Consider the following 15,994-nt stretch of genomic DNA (forward strand, 5'->3'; position numbering starts at 1 on the left):
TCAAAGCAGAGGAACCCCCGCGGTTCCTCTGTTTTATCCCATCCCCGTTCGTTGGCAGAAAACCCGCATGTTCAAGAAAACGTTGTTGGCCGTGCTCTCCCTGTTGTTCCTTTTCTCCCTTAGCGGTTGCAATACGTTTCGCGGTTTCGGCGAAGACGTTCAGCATCTCGGCGGCGCCATCTCCCGCACGGCTGGCTGATCCCGCCCTTTAACCCGATGTATTTGCGTCACAAAGCCGGTGGCGATCCCACTCCTTGCGCCAATTTTGACTAAGCTTAGAAAGCCGTACTTTTTCATCAACGACAAATAAGGACTTTCTTATGCTGAAGAAAAGTATTATCGCGATCTTCTCTTTGATGATTTTGACCTCGTTGACCGCCTGTAATACCACCCGCGGTGTGGGTGAGGACATTCAGGCCGGCGGCAAGGCCATTCAGCGCAGCGCGGAATAATCCGTTCTCCACCCGGCGGCGTTCCGCGCGCGGAGGGCCGCCGCATTTCCTCCTCTTGCCTGAGCGTTAACGCTGCTGCTATCCTGCCGCAGTGCGGGTGAGGTTACCCGCCGTTCATCACCCCGCTGAACGGGACGACCCGTTTACGCGTCATTATATCGGGGACGACCCCAGTGGTAGGGAGGCCGTCTCATGGCCTGGATTATTCTGCTTATCGCCGGTTTGCTCGAAGTGGTTTGGGCTATCGGTCTGAAATACACCCACGGTTTTACCCGGCTGACGCCGAGCATCATCACCATCGCCGCGATGGTGGTCAGCATGTTGCTGTTGGCCAACGCCATGAAAACGCTGCCCGCCGGCACCGCCTATGCGGTGTGGACCGGCATCGGCGCGGTGGGCGCGGCCATCATGGGCATGGTGCTGTTGGGCGAGTCGACCAATATCGCGCGTATCATCAGCCTGTGCCTGATCGTGGTTGGCATTCTCGGGCTGAAGTTCAGCAGTCACTGATCGGCGGACTGTTGCACCCAGATCAGCGCATCGGTGGCGAAACCGTAGCCCTTGGCCGTCTGCAATAAGCTGTCGCGCACGCCGGCGTCAAGCGTCGGGGTGCGCGACAGGATCCACAGATAGTCGCGGTTTGGGCCGCAAACCAGCGCGTAGCGGTAGTCCGGGTCCAGGGCAATCACGTTATAGCCGCCGTAGAAGGGGCCGAAGAACGACACTTTCAACGCCGCGACCTGTGGTGAGCCGATAAAGTAGGCTTTGCCTTCGCTTTCTTGCCATTGCTGTTTCTGCGGATTGAAGCCGCGATTGATGACTTTCAGCCCGCCGTCGGCGCGTGGGCTGTAGTGGGCGGTCACCTGCTGCAAACCGCGTTCAAAACGATGATCCAGACGCGCGATTTCGTACCAGGTGCCGAGATAGCGCTGACTGTCGAAATTGTTTACGACCTTGATGTCTTTGGGCGGGGAGACGCTGCAAGCGACGGAGAGCAGGGCGGAAAGCATGACGCTAAGCTTTGACCATAAACGCATCGGTGACTCCTGTTTACCGGGGGCGAGTAGACAGTGTAGCCGATGAGAAAAGGGCGGCCAACGGGCGTTGGCCGCCTGAGCGGTTTACAGGGTGACGACGCCGATAACGGTGACCACGCTGAGGATCGCCGCCAGACCGTAGAACACCCATTTGCCGGCCGGTACGTGGATCTTCAGATCGTGCATCGCATGGTGGATGCGGTGCAGGCCGCACCACAGCGGCAGAATGATCATCAGCAGCAGGAACAGGCGGCCGATCAGGCTCTGGCAGAACGCCAGCACGCGCTCGTAACCCAGTGCTTCACCGGGGAACAGCCCCAATGGCAGCAGAATGCCGACCAGCAGCACGATGGCCGGTGCGACGATCGCGCCCCACATGCCACCGGCGCCGAACAATCCCCAGAAAACCGGCTCGTCGGAGCGTTTAGGTGCTTGATTTATCATGTTTCCTCCGGATTAGATCAGGGCCACGGCCAGGATGACCACGCTGACGACGACCGTGACGGCCCACAGCCCTTTCACGATGGGGCCCGGCCCCATTTTCTCGCTGTTGACCACGATATTGGCGGCCTTCGGCGCCAGATCGAACCAGGTTTTGGTGTGCAGCGCCGCCGCCAGCAGGGCGACGACGTTGATCAACAGCACCAGCGGGTTCTGCAAGAAGCCGACGAAGCCGGCCCAGCTCTCGGCGCCGCCCTTCAGTGCGAACACGCCGTAGAGCAGCACGATGCTGAACCAGACCGCCAGCACCGAGGTGCCTTCGCGCAGCATATAGAAACGGTAGAAGCCGAGCTTTTGCCACCAGGTGGGCGTCATGGTGCGCACATAGGGCTTACGTTGAGTTGTCATGGCAATTTTTCTCCCTTATTGCGGCTTCAGCATGGCGATCATGAAGTCTTTGGCGCTCTCCACCTTGCCCTGCTGGATGGCGGCGGCGGGATCGACGTGTTTCGGACAGACTTCGGAGCAATAGCCGACGAAGGTGCAGCTCCAGACGCCGTTTTGGCCGTTAAGCTGCGGCATGCGCTGTTTCTTGCCGTGATCGCGGTTGTCCAGGTTGTAGCGGTGCGCCAGCGTGATCGCCGCCGGGCCGATAAACTCGGGGTTGAGGCCGAACTGCGGGCACGCGGCGTAGCACAGGCCGCAGTTGATGCAGCCGGAGAACTGGTGATACTTGGCCATCTGCGCCGGGGTCTGCACGTTCGGGCCGTCTTCCGGTTTGCGATCGTTGCCGATGATGTAAGGCTTGATCGCCTCCAGGCTTTCGATGAAGTGGGTCATGTCGACCACCAGATCGCGCTCGATCGGGAAGTTGCCCAGCGCTTCGACCTTCATGCCGCCGACGTAATCGCGCAGGAAGGTTTTGCACGCCAGCTTCGGCACGCGGTTGACCATCATGCCGCAGGAGCCGCAGATCGCCATGCGGCAGGACCAGCGGTAGGAGAGGTCCGGCGCCAGGTTGTCCTTGATGTAGCCCAGCGCGTCGAGCAGCGAGGTCTGTTCGTCGTAAGGCACGGCGTAGGTGACGAAATGCGGCTCGGCGTCGCTTTCCGGGTTATAGCGCATGACTTCGATCTTCAGGGTTTGCATCTCAGCCATTTGCCTGCTCCTTATTCTTTTTCTCCTGCGCTTCGGCTTCTGCGCCGTAGACGCGTTTGGCCGGCGGCAGCTTGGTGATTTTCACATCGCTGTATTCGAGGCGTGGCGCACCCTGCGGGTTATGGAACGCCAGCGTATGCTTGAGGAAGTTGACGTCGTCACGCTCGGTGCAGCCTTCGTCCAGGCGCTGGTGAGCGCCGCGCGACTCTTTGCGGTTAAACGCGGAGTGCGCCATGCATTCGGCGACGTCCAGGCCGTAACCCAGCTCGATGGTGTACAGCAGATCGGTATTGAACACGCTGGAGTTGTCGGTGATGTTGACGCGCTTGAAGCGCTCTTTCAACTCCGCCAGCTTATCGATGGTTTTTTGCATCAGCTCCGGCGTGCGGTAGATGCCGCAGCCTTCTTCCATCGACAGCCCCATTTCGTCGCGGATCTTCGCCCAGTTTTCGTTGCCTTCCTGCTTCATCAGGTTGCTCAGGCGGGTTTCGACGTCGCGGGTTTGCGCATCCAGCGCGCTGCCGTTGGCCGGCGCGGTTTCCAGCGCGCGGCGGGCCGCTTGCTCACCGGCGACGCGGCCGAACACCACCAGTTCTGCCAGCGAGTTGGAGCCGAGACGGTTGGCGCCGTGCAGGCCGACGGAGGAGCATTCGCCGACTGCGAACAGCCCCTTGATGCGGGTTTCGCAGTTCTGGTCGGTTTCAATGCCGCCCATGGTGTAGTGCGCGGTAGGGCGCACCGGGATCGGATCTTTCACCGGGTCGACGCCGACGTAGGCCTTGGCCAGTTCGCAGATGAACGGCAGCCGCTCCAGCAGCTTTTTCTCGCCCAGGTGGCGCAGATCGAGGTAGACCACGTCGCCGCGCGGGGTGGCGATGGTGCGGCCGGCGCGCCATTCGTGCCAGAAGGCTTGGGACACTTTGTCGCGCGGGCCCAGCTCCATGTATTTGTTCTTCGGCTCGCCCAGCGGGGTTTCCGGGCCCATGCCGTAATCTTGCAGGTAACGGTAGCCGTCCTTGTTCACCAGGATGCCGCCTTCGCCGCGGCAGCCCTCGGTCATCAGGATGCCGGAACCGGGCAGGCCGGTCGGGTGATACTGCACGAACTCCATGTCGCGCAGCGGCACGCCGTGGTGGAACGCCATGCCCATACCGTCGCCGGTAACGATGCCGCCGTTGGTGTTGTAGCGGTAGACGCGCCCGGCGCCGCCGGTGGCCATCACCACCGCGTTGGCGCGGATCTGCACGCGGGTGCCTTCCATCATGTTGAGCGCCACCAGGCCACGCGCCTGGCCGTCATCCACCAGGATATCCAGCACGAAGTGCTCGTCGAAGCGTTGGATCTGCGGGTATTTCAGCGAGGTCTGGAACAGAGTGTGCAGCATGTGGAAGCCGGTCTTGTCGGCGGCGAACCAGGTGCGTTCGATCTTCATGCCGCCGAAGCGCCGCACGTTGACCGACCCGTCCGGTTTGCGGCTCCACGGGCAGCCCCACTGCTCGAGCTGGGTCATCTCGCGCGGGCACTGATGCACGAAGTGATCGACCACGTCCTGTTCGCACAACCAGTCGCCGCCGGCGACGGTGTCGTGGAAGTGGTAGTCGAAGGTATCGTGATCCTGGGTGACGGCGGCGGAGCCCCCCTCGGCGGCGACCGTGTGGCTGCGCATCGGGTAGACCTTAGAGATCAGCGCGATTTTCAGTTGGGGATTGGCTTCCGCTGCGGCTATTGCTGCACGTAAACCAGCGCCCCCGGCCCCAATAATGGCAAGATCGGCGTTAAAGGTTTGCACTGCATTCCTCCAATGTTCTTATTAAGAACGGCAAGTTAAATATCTATGCTTAAAATTTAGCGAACTCTTCGGGTGCTAACTAATTGAACCGATTAATGTTGCTTAAAGGTTAAGGATAGATATCTCCCACCAATAATGGGGAATTAACTATACCTAAAGTTAAGTAGTCGAAATTTGATATGATCGATTGTTTTGTCGATTAACGCTCGCTCAACAGGCTTGCCTGCCTTTTCGCGTGTTCGGCGTGCTTTACCCTTTTTAACGCGCTTTTGCCGCCTATTTATCGGAAATTGGCGTTATGGCCGGTTGTGTATCGTGAAGAATTTGTTTGGCTGCAAGGATGCGAGTAGACTGCATCCCCTGTTTGATTTCGGAGTTAATTACCATGAGCGAAACGGCAAGCTGGCAGCCTAGTGCACCCATCGCCAATTTGTTGAAACGCGCAGCGATTCTGGCTGAGATCCGGCGTTTCTTCGCCGATCGTGGCGTGCTGGAAGTTGAGACGCCCACCATGAGCCAGGCGACGGTCACCGACGTTCACCTGTTCCCGTTCGAGACGCGTTTCGTCGGGCCGGGGGCGGCAGAGGGCCTGACGCTATACATGATGACCAGCCCGGAATATCACATGAAGCGCCTGCTGGCGGCGGGCAGCGGCCCGATCTACCAAATGGGGCGCAGCTTCCGCAATGAAGAAGCCGGGCGACATCACAACCCGGAATTCACCATGCTGGAGTGGTACCGTCCGCACTACGACATGTACCGCTTGATGAACGAAGTGGACGATCTGCTGCAACAGGTGCTGGACTGCGAGAGCGCGGAGACCCTGTCTTATCAGCAGGCCTTCCTGCGCCATCTGGACATCGATCCGCTGTCGGCGGAGAAGGCGCAGCTGCGCGAAGCGGCGGCCAAACTCGACTTGAGCAACATCGCCGATACCGAAGAAGATCGCGATACGCTGCTGCAGCTGCTGTTCACCGTGGGCGTGGAGCCGCATATCGGCCGTGAAAAGCCGGCGTTCGTTTACCACTTCCCGGCCAGCCAGGCGGCGTTGGCGGAGATCAGCACCGAAGACCACCGCGTGGCGGAGCGTTTTGAGGTGTACTTCAAGGGCATCGAGCTGGCGAATGGTTTCCGCGAGCTGACCGACGGCCGTGAGCAGCAGCAGCGCTTCGAGCAGGACAACCGCAAGCGCGCGGAGCGCGGCCTGCCGCAGCAGCCGATCGACTATAACCTGCTGGCGGCGTTGCAGCACGGCATGCCGGAGTGTTCCGGCGTGGCGCTGGGCGTGGATCGCCTGGTGATGCTGGCGCTGGGCGCCGAGAGCCTGAGCGACGTGTTGGCCTTCCCGGTCGGGATCGCCTGACGTTTCAGGCGGTAAGACAAGCAAAAAGGGCCGGCATTTGCCGGCCCTTTTTTTATCGTGAGAACCGCTTACAGGCCCCCGGCGTCGCGCTTGGTGTTCGGCGCCGGCGTAGACGGCGGCGTACGGCCGTTGTTGGTCAGCCGCGACAGCGTCTCGGTGCGCACCTGGAACGGTGGGTACGGCAGCGTGATGCCGTGCTCGCGGTAGCCCGCCAGGATCAGCTGGTGGATCTCGTGGCGCAGCGGCATGCGGTGGCCCATCTCGGCGGCGTAAATACGCATCTCGAAGATCTGGATACCTTGCTGCAGATCGACCAGGTAAACCTCCGGCGCCGGGTTATCCAGCACCAGCGAGCAGCGTTCGGCGGCGTTCATCAGGATCTTGGTCACCTCTTCGCTGTTGGCTTCGCCCGGTGCCGGCACGGTCAGCACCACACGGGTCAGGTTATCCGACAGAGACCAGTTGACGAACTGTTCGGTGATGAAGGCTTTGTTCGGCACGATGATCTCTTTGCGGTCCCAATCCGAAATGGTGGTGGCGCGGGTGTTGATCTTGGTGACGGTGCCGGTCAGGTTGCGGATCGTCACGGTATCGCCGATACGGATCGGTTTCTCGAACAGGATGATCAGGCCGGAGATGAAGTTGGAGAAGATCTCCTGCATGCCGAAGCCCAACCCCAGGCTGAGTGCGGTAACCACCCACTGCAGTTTCGACCATTCGATGCCGATCCAGGCGAAGCTGAGCACCGCGCCGAACACCAGCAGCAGGTACTTGGTGATGGTGGTGATGGCGTAGCCGGTGCCTGGCGACAGATCCAGGTGCTGCAGCACCGCCAGCTCCAGCAGTGCCGGCAGGTTGCGCACCAGCTGCATGGTGATGATCAACACCAGAATGGCAATCAGGACCGCGCCGAGGGTAATCGGATGGGCGGTCTCCACGCCGTTCACCGTCGAGGTCACATCCCACAGCGAGATGTTTTCCAGGAAGGCGAACGCGGAGTGGATCTCCGACCACAGCACGATCACCGACACCAGCGCGATCAGCGTCAGGATCGAACGCACCAGCCGCAGCGACTGAGCGCTGATGGTGTCCAGATCGAAGTCCGAATCGTCCGGATCGATGGATCCTTCGGTGCTGTTTGGGGTGTGCGAAGTTTCGTCTTCGCCGCGGGCGCGCTGGGCCAGGATGTCGGCACGGCGCTGTTTGGCGCGATCGAAGGCGATGCGCCGCCGCTGGATCAGCATCCAGCGGCGGATGATGTGGTAGACAACCAGCAGCAGGAACCAGATCGCCACCGAGGTTTCCAGGCGCGCCAACAGCGCCTGCGCGGTGGTGAGGTAACCGACGGTCGAGGCCAGCGCCGCCAGCAGCGGCGCCGACAGCAGCAGCCCCCAGAAGGCGCTGTTGAGCATGTTGTCGCCCGAGCCGTTTTTATCCAGATACAGCGGGATGCCGGCGCGCTTCAGGCTGTGGGTGACCAGCGCCAGCGCCAGACACAGCAGGATGAAGCACAGCCGCCCCAGGGTGTTGGCGAATTCGCGCTCTTTCAGGCTATCGAAGGTGATCAGCGCCATGATCAGCGGCACGATCAGCCAGATCGACATCTTATAGTAACGCATGGCGCGCGAAACCTGCTTCGCCGGCCAGCGGAAGTGCACGATGAACAACCCCTGCGGATGGGCGAAAGCGGCGCAGATCATGCAGATCCACAGGATCGGCAGCGTGGCGGTCACCCCTTTGCCGATCGCTTCCGCCACCGGGTAGTTCCAGGCGCTCTGCAGGCCGTAGCCGAGCGCGGCCCACAGCACCGGCAGCGGCATCGCCACCAGAATCGACCAGAACACGGTGCGCACCGTCAGGAAGAATTCGTCCTGCGTCACCTTGCCGACGCGGCTGCTGGCGCGCTCGAGGAAGGCGTGATAGTGCTTGCGCGAACTGATGCTGAAAATCACCAGCAGCAGGGCGCCGAAGATCGGGATCAGCGTTTCGCGGCTGGTCACCATCATCATGAAGGCGCCGCCGAGCTGTGACAGCGTGTCCAGCGACAGGACGCGCGTCAGATCGTGCGCCACGTTGAGCGGATAAGAGAAGTTGATCGGATTGACGTCCGGCACCCAGAACAGATAGCGGTGGGTGGCGTCGCGAATTTCGTTCAACGCTTCGATCAGTTGGGTGTTGGCCACCTTCAGCTTGGTCAGCTCGAGGATTTGGGTGTCGCAACCGGACAGCAGCGAGTTCAGCAGCTCGCGCTGGGTGCGCAGCTGGGCATCGACGATGCGCTGCTCCTGGTTGGTCAGCGCGCTGCCGTCGTCGCGTTTGAATTCGCGTTGCGACAGTTTTTCCAGCTGGTTTTCAAACTGCAGGCGCTGCACGCGCAGCTGGGCCATGTCGCCGTCCAGCTGTTGCGGCTTGGGCATCTCCGGCAGCGTCGCCACCTGGGCGCGCAGGGTTTCCCCCAGCGCCGACGACGAGCCGAGCCACTGGGCCTGTTCGATGATAGTACTCAGCGCCTGGCGCACCTGCAGCGTCTGCGCCGCCGCCTGCCGCTGCTGCGACGAAATCAGATCCATGCGCTGCGCCTGGCTGTTCAGCGCGGCGGACAGTTCGCGGTTGATCTGCAGCTGTTGGCTGATGCTTTTTGGCAAGTCGCCGTTCTGCTCGGCCAGCTGCTCGGTTTTTTCCAGCGCCAGTTCCGCTTCGCGTTGGCGCTGGGCGTTGAGGTTGTTGCGCAGCGCCTGCAGCTGAACGTCTATTTTCTCGTGGCGCTTTTTATAGACCTCGGCGCGCATGCGCGCCAGCTCCTGACGGTTGTTGGCCGACAGCTGCGCCAGCTCCAGCTCGTCCACTTTGGCTTTGCGTGCCGCGGCTTCGGTCTGCAGCAGGGCCAGGGCGGCCTGCGCGTACGGCGTGGTCGGGTTGGCGGGCTGCGCCTGCAGACGGCGCTGCACTTCGGTCAGCGCGCGGCGGGCGTCGGTCTGCTGCTGCGGCAGCTGGCCGAGGGAATCGCTGATTTCCCGCGTGCGATCCTGCTCTTGTTGCAGCAGGCGCGCCTGTTCCAGCAGCAGGCTGCTGGTTTGCAGGATCTGCTGTTCCAGCTCGGCGGCCGGCAGATCGTCGCCGTTCGGCAGGATCTTGTTGCTTTCCAGCACCAGCTGACGGCGCAACTCCTGCGTCATCTTCGGGAAATCGTCGATCACCTTCTGATACTGTTCAGAGCGAGTCTGCGACTCTTTACGCTCCGTCAGCCAGTTGAGGGCGCTTTGCAGCGCCTCGGTGGTCTCCGCCTGATTTGGCGCGTTTTTGCTGCTTTCCGCCTGCTTCAGCTCCTGTTTGAGCTGGTTCTCGGTCGGCACGGGGGCGGCCAGCGCCGGTTGCCACAGCAGGCAACCGAGCAAAAGCGTGATGATCAGGCGCACGGCGTCGATTCCTTTAGAGCGGGGTCTGTGGTGTTTCAGCGGCGGCCGGGATCTCGGCGAAGGCCTCACCCATGCGGGTGACGGTGCCGTTATGCAGCTGCGGCGCGAACTGCACGCTGCCTGCGGTAAACAGGTTGATCACCGTGGAGCCGAGTTTGAAGCGGCCCATCTCGGCGCCTTTTTCCAGCGCGATGGCGCCTTCTTCACCGGCGGCCGGGTAGGTCCAGCGTTTGATGATGCCTTCGCGCGGCGGCGTGACGGTGCCGGCCCAGACGGTCTCGATGCTGCCGACGATGGTGGCGCCGACCAGGATTTGCACCATCGGCCCGATGTCGGTGTCGAACACGCAGATCACGCGCTCGTTGCGCGCGAACAGGTTAGGCACGTTGGCGGCGGTGAGCGGGTTGACCGAGAACAGATCGCCCGGCACATAGATCATCTCGCGCAGCACGCCGGCGCACGGCATGTGCACGCGGTGGTAGTCGCGCGGCGCCAGATAGGTGGTGGCGAACAGGCCGTTGCGGAACGGCTCGGCCAGCAGGTAGTTGCCGGCCAGCAGCGCTTCCAGGCTGTAGTGGTGGCCTTTGGCCTGGAAGATTTGATCGTCGCGGATCGGGCCGAGCTGGCTGATGGCGCCATCGGCAGGCAGCGCCAGCCAGTTGGCGTCGGCGACGATCGGGCGCGCGCCGTCGCGCAGCGGGCGCACGAAGAAGTCGTTGAAGGTGGCGTAAGACGCCAGGTCCGGATTTTGCGCTTCCTGCATGTCTACGCGGTAGAAGCGGGCGAAGGCCTTGACCACCAGTTGGGTCAGCCAGCCGGCCCGTTTGTCGGCGCCCCAGCCCGCCAGGCGGGTCAGCGCCAGCTTCGGCAACCAATATTGCAATTTAATCTTGATGCTATCCAGCACGTTAACCTCGTGAATCAGGGTAAAGGGCGCGCATTGTAACGAGGGCTCCGCCGTCGTCAATGCCCGCCCGTCAGTGTCAGTCTGCGGCGTCCGTGAAGTTCTTGCGAACCTTCACCTGCGCCATGCTTTCCAGAATGCGGTGATAGTTGTCGAAACGTTCTTCCGCGATATCGCCCTTCTCCATCGCCGCGCGGATGGCGCAGCCGGGATCGGTATCGTGGCGGCAGTCGCGGAATTTGCAACCGCCTAAATAATCACGGAATTCGACAAATCCGCGGGTGATTTGTTCCGGCTCCAGATGCCACAGGCCAAACTCGCGCACCCCCGGGGAGTCGATCACGTCGCCGCCGTGCTGGAAATGGTACAGCCGCGCGGCGGTGGTGGTATGTTGCCCGAGGCCCGAAACGTCGGAAACCTGATTTACCAGAATTTGCTCTTCGGACGGCGGCAGCAGCGCATTCAGCAGGCTGGACTTGCCGACCCCCGACTGGCCGGCGAAGATGCTGATGCGCCCCGCCAGCGCCTGTTCGAATTCCGCCATGCCTTCCCGCGTCTGGCTGGAAACTTCCAGCACCCGGTAGCCAATCTTGCGATAGATATCCATCATGCCGTCGACCAGCTTGCGCGCTTCGGCGTCCAGCAGGTCAATTTTGTTGAGCACGATCAGCGGCTCGACTTCGAGCGTTTCGCAGGCCACTAGATAACGGTCGATGATGTTCAGCGACAGCTCGGGCAGGATCGCCGACACGATGACGATCTGATTGATATTGGCGGCGATCGGCTTCACGCCGTCGTAGAAGTCCGGGCGCGTCAGCACCGAGGTGCGCTCGTGCACCGCTTCCACGATGCCTTTTACCCCTTCATGGGTGCCCAGGCCGGGGCGCCACACCACGCGATCGCCGGTGACCAGCGAACGCAGTGTGCGGCGGATGTTGCAGCGGTGCTGAGTGCCATCCGGCGCTTCAACGTCGGCGTGCATGCCGAAACGGCTGATGACAACGCCTTCCTGCGGCTCGCCCAGCTGGGAATCATCCGGTTCCGGTTTGTTATCAGCGCGCTTCAGACGGCGCTGATGGTTCGCCTGCACGCGGCGTTGCTGGCCTTTGGACAGTTTGTTCTTACTCACTGCGCCTCACTTGAATCGGTTTTATACCTTTACGTATACGCACAGCTGCGGCGGGGGACTTGCCCCGGGTGCAGCCTTGAACCCGTCAGGGTATATGTCGCCCAGGGCGACCAAAAAGACTATGATACACGCTATTTTATATTAAATAACCGTTGTTAGCCGCCGGCTGCGGCGCGTCGCCACCGGCGGCGCCCGTCGTCTCGTCCGCACAGCGTTTTTCTCTCGGCTTTTAGGCAGGAAACATCATGACAGGAAACGAAAATAACCTGATTTGGATCGATTTGGAGATGACCGGGCTGGATCCCGAGCGTGACCGCATTATCGAGATCGCCACGCTGGTCACCGACGCCAACCTGAACATCCTGGCGGAAGGGCCGGTGATCGCCGTGCACCAATCCGACGAGCAGCTGGCCTTGATGGACGAGTGGAACGTGCGCACCCATACCGGCAGCGGGCTGGTGGAGCGGGTGAAAGCCAGCCGCCAGGACGATCGTGCCGCCGAGCTGGAAACGATAGCCTTCCTGCAGCAGTGGGTGCCGGCCGGCAAATCGCCGATCTGCGGCAACAGCGTGGGCCAGGACCGCCGTTTCCTGTTCCGCTACATGCCGGAGCTGGAGGCTTACTTCCATTACCGCTATCTGGACGTCAGCACCTTGAAGGAACTGGCGCGCCGTTGGAAGCCGGAAATTCTCACCGGCTTTAAGAAGCAGGGCACCCATCAGGCGCTGGACGACATCCGCGAATCGGTGGCCGAGCTGGCTTATTACCGCGAACATTTCATTCAGCTTTAAGGCGATGACGGCCACTGCGGGGAAAAAACGCCGTTTTTAGCCGCTTAATTCGCCAATCTGGCGCTTTAATCGGCAATCAAACAAAAATCGCGTTTTTTTGCTTTCAGGGGCTTGCGACAAAAAGGATTTCTCGTATAATGCGCACCCCGTACCGATGAAGAATTTCGTAACGTTCCACCATCGATACGCCGGGCGGGAATAGCTCAGTTGGTAGAGCACGACCTTGCCAAGGTCGGGGTCGCGAGTTCGAGTCTCGTTTCCCGCTCCAAATTCAACAATGTCGCGATGCGGCATGATGAATAAATAAAGCAGTATCAAGCAGTACCTATGCGACGCGGGAATAGCTCAGTTGGTAGAGCGCAACCTTGCCAAGGTTGAGGTCGCGAGTTCGAGCCTCGTTTCCCGCTCCAAAAATTCAAAGGTCACGCCAGTGTTTGGTGACCGGATGCCAAAAGCATCTCAATGCGGGAATAGCTCAGTTGGTAGAGCACGACCTTGCCAAGGTCGGGGTCGCGAGTTCGAGTCTCGTTTCCCGCTCCAATTTTCTCTTCGTTTCAAATTCAAATCCAACGCCTTATCCGGCGCGGGTTTTTGTCCCGTTTTACACGCCTGGTAAAAATGTTGTAAACAGAGTTATCCACAGCCTCTGTACATAAACCCGCCTGCCTGAAAAATCAACGTCATACAAATTAAATATTTATCTATTTGATTTATAAGTTTATTTATTTATCCCAAAACGTTATGCCGATCACTTGCTCTTTTTGTTGCAGTTGAAAGACAACGTGTTTTTATTTTTATGCACAAATCCACAGAGTGAGACATCCGGTGAAATAGCCGCGCGGCGCATGCCGTCAGGCGTCCCTCGGCAAACCTTTTTCCACAGCCCGTATCAGCCGTTTTTTCTGCGCCGTCTGCACCTCGATGCCCTGCGCCTCGCGGCGGGCAAGCTGTTGCGCCAGCGCCCAGTGGATATGTTCGTCCAGCATGGCGTCCTGGCCCAGGCGCGTGCGCAGCGCGAGCACAATGCCGTCCTCGTAGGGCGCATTGCCCAGCGCCACGGCGATATTGCGCAGCCAGCGCAGGTGGCCGATGCGGCGTATTGCTGAGCCTTCGGTGATGCGCAGAAATTTTTCTTCCGTCCAGTTGAACAGATCGATCAGCTGCGGTGCATGCAGCGCGGCGCGTGGGCTGAAATCGTCTTCGTCGGTGAGCTGCGAAAAGCGGTTCCACGGGCAGATCAGCTGGCAGTCGTCGCAGCCGTAGATGCGGTTGCCGAGCAGCGGCCGGAATTCCTCCGGGATCGCGCCTTCCAACTCGATGGTCAGGTAGGAGATGCAGCGCCGGGCGTCTACGGTATAGGGGGCGACGATGGCGCCGGTCGGGCAGGTGGTGATGCAGGCGACGCAGCGGCCGCACTGCTCTTCCTGCGGCTTATCCACCGGCAGCGGCAGGTCGATCAGCAGCTCGCCGAGGAAAAACCACGACCCGGCTTCGCGGTTGAGAATTAGTGAGTGTTTACCAACCCAGCCGATGCCCGCCTTGGCGGCCAGCGCGCGTTCCATCACCGGCGCGGAATCGACAAAGGGGCGGAAATTCAACTCGCCGCAGTAGGCCTGGATCTGATCGCCCAGCTTTTTCAGGCGCTGGCGCAACAGTTTGTGATAGTCGCGCCCCAGCGCGTAGCGGCTGACGTAACCCAGCTGCGGATTTTGCAAGGTGCTGGCAAACGCCGCCTTGGCCGGCAGGTAGTTCATGCGTACGCTGATCACCCGCAGCGTGCCCGGCAACAGTTCGTGAGGGCGCGCGCGCAGCATGCCGTGGCGCGCCATCCATTCCATCTCGCCGTGGTACTGCTTGTCGAGCCAGGCCTGCAGCTTCGGCTCTTCGAGGCTCAGGTCGGTATCGCAGATGCCAACCTGTTGGAATCCTAGCGATTGCCCCCATTGCTTGATATGTTGGGCGAGTTGATGGAGATCGAGGGGGTGCGTCATGACGGGCCACAGTGAAAAAGCATACGCTGACAGTTTACCACACTCTGTCTGGCCTGCGGATTGGATCCGTCGCTCGGAACCCGCGGCGGCGGCCTCGCTCGGTATTTCTCTTTACGATTTGATGCAGCGCGCCGGTCAGGCGGCCTACGCATTGGCGCGCAACGCGTACCCCTCCCGCGACCACTGGCTGGTGCTGTGCGGCCACGGCAACAACGGCGGCGACGGCTATGTGGTGGCGCGCCTGGCGAAGGCGGCGGGCCTGCAGGTGACGCTGATCGCCTGCGAAGGCGCACGGCCTTTGCCGCCGGAAGCCGCAGCGGCCCGTCAGGCCTGGCTGGCCGCCGGCGGTGATATTCTGCCGGCGAACAGCCGCTGGCCGGCGTCTGTCTCTCTCATTATCGACGGCCTGTTAGGCACTGGCCTTGGCAGCGCGCCGCGTGCGCCTTACGACGCGCTGATCGAGGCCGTCAACCGCCATTCGGCGCCGGTGGTCGCGCTCGATATCCCGTCCGGCCTGCTGGCGGAAAGCGGCGCGGTGCCGGGCGCGGTCGTGCGTGCCGCGCACACCGTCACGTTCATCGGCCTCAAACCGGGATTGCTGACCGGCCAGGCGCGCGACTGGGTCGGGCAACTTCATCAGAATGCGCTAGGCTTATCGGGTTGGCTGGCGAAGCAACCGGAACAGATTCAGCGGCTTACCGCCGAGGCGTTGCCGCGCTGGCTGCATCCGCGCCGCCCCTGCGCCCATAAGGGCGAGCATGGCCGCCTGCTGTTGGTGGGCGGTGACCGCGGATTCGGCGGTGCCATTCGCATGGCGGCGGAAGCGGCGCTGCGCAGCGGGGCGGGATTGGTGCGAGTGCTTACTCACATTGAACACGTCGCACCGCTGCTGGCGGCCCGGCCGGAGTTGATGGCGCAGGCGCTGGACGAGGCGACGCTGCGGCAGGCGATGCAATGGGCGGATGTGCTGGTGATTGGCCCGGGGCTGGGCCAGGCTGAATGGGGTAAAAACGCCTTGAACGTGCTGCAAACCAGCGATAAACCGGCCTTGTGGGACGCCGATGCGCTGAACTTGCTGGCATTAAATCCCGAGAAACGGCAGAATCGCGTGATGACTCCGCATCCTGGAGAGGCGGCGCGGCTGTTGAGCTGCAGCACTGCCGACATCGAGAGTGATCGCTTACTTGCCGTGCGCAAGCTGACGGCGCGCTACGGCGGCGTGGCGGTGCTGAAAGGCGCCGGCACGCTGATTGCCGATGAGCAGGGGCAGATGGCGATCGCCGACGTCGGCAACGCCGGCATGGCCTCCGGCGGCATGGGCGATGTGCTGTCGGGTATCATCGGCGGTTTGCTGGCGCAAAAGCTCCCGCTGTATGATGCCGCCTGTGCGGGCTGCGTCGTACACGGCGCGGCCGGCGATCGCGTAGCGGAAAGACAAGGAACAAGAGGCATGTTGGCGACCGATTTACTGCCGGACATCCTTCATTTCGTTAACCCTGAGTGGGCAAAATAGACTTTATCGA

15 protein-coding genes and 3 tRNA genes are annotated in these 15,994 nt (G+C 61.3%); 9 read left to right on the forward strand and 9 right to left on the reverse strand.

All coding sequences use genetic code 11. The annotated features are described in order from the left end of the window. Nucleotides 1-67 precede the first annotated feature (67 nt). From ACJ8QI_RS14650 to sugE, 3 genes are all read left to right on the forward strand, one after another. Nucleotides 68-199 (forward strand): entericidin A/B family lipoprotein, encoded by a 132-nt coding sequence (locus ACJ8QI_RS14650; RefSeq protein ID WP_049202118.1) that lies wholly within the window; start codon nucleotides 68-70, stop codon nucleotides 197-199. 121 nt (nucleotides 200-320) lie between these two features. Then, entirely contained in the window at nucleotides 321-452 is a 132-nt protein-coding gene (locus tag ACJ8QI_RS14655; RefSeq protein ID WP_033636766.1) for an entericidin A/B family lipoprotein, read from the forward strand. Between the two features lie 192 nt (nucleotides 453-644). Beyond that, nucleotides 645-962 carry a quaternary ammonium compound efflux SMR transporter SugE gene (gene sugE / locus ACJ8QI_RS14660; RefSeq protein WP_004929669.1) on the forward strand — a complete coding sequence of 106 codons (318 nt, stop codon included), beginning with the start codon at nucleotides 645-647 and terminating at the stop codon, nucleotides 960-962. Here sugE and blc read toward each other — a convergent pair. From blc to frdA, 5 genes are all read right to left on the reverse strand, one after another. Further along, complete coding sequence (gene blc, locus ACJ8QI_RS14665) at nucleotides 956-1,489, reverse strand: outer membrane lipoprotein Blc (protein WP_141957765.1); 534 nt, start codon at nucleotides 1,487-1,489, stop codon at nucleotides 956-958. The genes sugE and blc overlap by 7 nt on opposite strands. An 84-nt stretch (nucleotides 1,490-1,573) precedes the next feature. Further along, on the reverse strand, nucleotides 1,574-1,933 hold the full coding sequence (gene frdD, locus ACJ8QI_RS14670; RefSeq protein WP_004929672.1) for a fumarate reductase subunit FrdD: 360 nt from the start codon (nucleotides 1,931-1,933) through the stop codon (nucleotides 1,574-1,576). 12 nt (nucleotides 1,934-1,945) lie between these two features. After that, on the reverse strand, nucleotides 1,946-2,338 hold the full coding sequence (gene frdC / locus ACJ8QI_RS14675; protein ID WP_038879241.1) for a fumarate reductase subunit FrdC: 393 nt from the start codon (nucleotides 2,336-2,338) through the stop codon (nucleotides 1,946-1,948). 15 nt (nucleotides 2,339-2,353) lie between these two features. After that, nucleotides 2,354-3,088 carry a succinate dehydrogenase/fumarate reductase iron-sulfur subunit gene (locus ACJ8QI_RS14680; RefSeq protein WP_033648713.1) on the reverse strand — a complete coding sequence of 245 codons (735 nt, stop codon included), beginning with the start codon at nucleotides 3,086-3,088 and terminating at the stop codon, nucleotides 2,354-2,356. After that, complete coding sequence (gene frdA / locus ACJ8QI_RS14685; RefSeq protein WP_038879239.1) at nucleotides 3,081-4,877, reverse strand: fumarate reductase (quinol) flavoprotein subunit; 1,797 nt, start codon at nucleotides 4,875-4,877, stop codon at nucleotides 3,081-3,083. The genes ACJ8QI_RS14680 and frdA overlap by 8 nt, the downstream gene beginning before the upstream one ends. A gap of 385 nt (nucleotides 4,878-5,262) precedes the next feature. Between frdA and epmA the strand changes: the two genes are divergently transcribed. Beyond that, the gene (epmA, locus tag ACJ8QI_RS14690) at nucleotides 5,263-6,240 is read left to right on the forward strand and encodes an elongation factor P--(R)-beta-lysine ligase (RefSeq protein WP_004929681.1); all 978 of its coding nucleotides are present in this window, start codon (nucleotides 5,263-5,265) and stop codon (nucleotides 6,238-6,240) included. Between the two features lie 68 nt (nucleotides 6,241-6,308). Here epmA and mscM read toward each other — a convergent pair whose 3' ends face one another. The 3 genes from mscM to rsgA form a co-directional block, all read right to left on the reverse strand. Further along, nucleotides 6,309-9,656 (reverse strand): miniconductance mechanosensitive channel MscM, encoded by a 3,348-nt coding sequence (gene mscM, locus ACJ8QI_RS14695; RefSeq protein ID WP_442532742.1) that lies wholly within the window; start codon nucleotides 9,654-9,656, stop codon nucleotides 6,309-6,311. A 13-nt stretch (nucleotides 9,657-9,669) separates the two neighbouring features. Beyond that, nucleotides 9,670-10,563: an archaetidylserine decarboxylase gene (gene asd, locus ACJ8QI_RS14700; protein WP_060440899.1), complete on the reverse strand. Its 894-nt coding sequence runs from the start codon at nucleotides 10,561-10,563 to the stop codon at nucleotides 9,670-9,672. A 76-nt stretch (nucleotides 10,564-10,639) separates the two neighbouring features. After that, on the reverse strand, nucleotides 10,640-11,689 hold the full coding sequence (gene rsgA, locus ACJ8QI_RS14705) for a small ribosomal subunit biogenesis GTPase RsgA (RefSeq protein WP_004929686.1): 1,050 nt from the start codon (nucleotides 11,687-11,689) through the stop codon (nucleotides 10,640-10,642). A 245-nt stretch (nucleotides 11,690-11,934) separates the two neighbouring features. Between rsgA and orn the strand changes: the two genes are divergently transcribed. From orn to ACJ8QI_RS14725, 4 genes are all read left to right on the forward strand, one after another. After that, nucleotides 11,935-12,480: an oligoribonuclease gene (gene orn / locus ACJ8QI_RS14710; RefSeq protein ID WP_130017348.1), complete on the forward strand. Its 546-nt coding sequence runs from the start codon at nucleotides 11,935-11,937 to the stop codon at nucleotides 12,478-12,480. A 192-nt stretch (nucleotides 12,481-12,672) separates the two neighbouring features. Beyond that, nucleotides 12,673-12,748: transfer RNA gene (locus ACJ8QI_RS14715), tRNA-Gly, on the forward strand. A 66-nt stretch (nucleotides 12,749-12,814) separates the two neighbouring features. Beyond that, nucleotides 12,815-12,890: transfer RNA gene (locus ACJ8QI_RS14720), tRNA-Gly, on the forward strand. Between the two features lie 54 nt (nucleotides 12,891-12,944). Continuing rightward, nucleotides 12,945-13,020: transfer RNA gene (locus ACJ8QI_RS14725), tRNA-Gly, on the forward strand. Between the two features lie 311 nt (nucleotides 13,021-13,331). On the opposite strand, the gene queG is transcribed toward ACJ8QI_RS14725, so the two are convergent. After that, nucleotides 13,332-14,471 (reverse strand): tRNA epoxyqueuosine(34) reductase QueG, encoded by a 1,140-nt coding sequence (gene queG, locus ACJ8QI_RS14730; RefSeq protein ID WP_060421876.1) that lies wholly within the window; start codon nucleotides 14,469-14,471, stop codon nucleotides 13,332-13,334. Between queG and nnr the strand changes: the two genes are divergently transcribed. Further along, the gene (gene nnr / locus ACJ8QI_RS14735; protein ID WP_084826949.1) at nucleotides 14,470-15,984 is read left to right on the forward strand and encodes a bifunctional ADP-dependent NAD(P)H-hydrate dehydratase/NAD(P)H-hydrate epimerase; all 1,515 of its coding nucleotides are present in this window, start codon (nucleotides 14,470-14,472) and stop codon (nucleotides 15,982-15,984) included. The genes queG and nnr overlap by 2 nt on opposite strands. Nucleotides 15,985-15,994 lie beyond the last annotated feature (10 nt).

Origin of the sequence: Serratia sp. CY84636, assembly GCF_052166245.1 — a bacterium.
Lineage (GTDB): Bacteria > Pseudomonadota > Gammaproteobacteria > Enterobacterales > Enterobacteriaceae > Serratia > Serratia nevei.

Excerpts from the sequence above, each read along its gene's own strand:
- ACJ8QI_RS14650 (WP_049202118.1), top strand. The coding sequence starts at position 68 with ATGTTCAAGAAAACGTTGTTGGCCGTGCTCTCCCTGTTGTTCCTTTTC.
- ACJ8QI_RS14655 (WP_033636766.1), top strand. The coding sequence starts at position 321 with ATGCTGAAGAAAAGTATTATCGCGATCTTCTCTTTGATGATTTTGACC.
- sugE (WP_004929669.1), top strand. The coding sequence starts at position 645 with ATGGCCTGGATTATTCTGCTTATCGCCGGTTTGCTCGAAGTGGTTTGG.
- blc (WP_141957765.1), bottom strand. The coding sequence starts at position 1,489 with ATGCGTTTATGGTCAAAGCTTAGCGTCATGCTTTCCGCCCTGCTCTCC.
- frdD (WP_004929672.1), bottom strand. The coding sequence starts at position 1,933 with ATGATAAATCAAGCACCTAAACGCTCCGACGAGCCGGTTTTCTGGGGA.
- frdC (WP_038879241.1), bottom strand. The coding sequence starts at position 2,338 with ATGACAACTCAACGTAAGCCCTATGTGCGCACCATGACGCCCACCTGG.
- ACJ8QI_RS14680 (WP_033648713.1), bottom strand. The coding sequence starts at position 3,088 with ATGGCTGAGATGCAAACCCTGAAGATCGAAGTCATGCGCTATAACCCG.
- epmA (WP_004929681.1), top strand. The coding sequence starts at position 5,263 with ATGAGCGAAACGGCAAGCTGGCAGCCTAGTGCACCCATCGCCAATTTG.
- orn (WP_130017348.1), top strand. The coding sequence starts at position 11,935 with ATGACAGGAAACGAAAATAACCTGATTTGGATCGATTTGGAGATGACC.
- nnr (WP_084826949.1), top strand. The coding sequence starts at position 14,470 with ATGACGGGCCACAGTGAAAAAGCATACGCTGACAGTTTACCACACTCT.
- queG (WP_060421876.1), bottom strand. The coding sequence starts at position 14,471 with ATGACGCACCCCCTCGATCTCCATCAACTCGCCCAACATATCAAGCAA.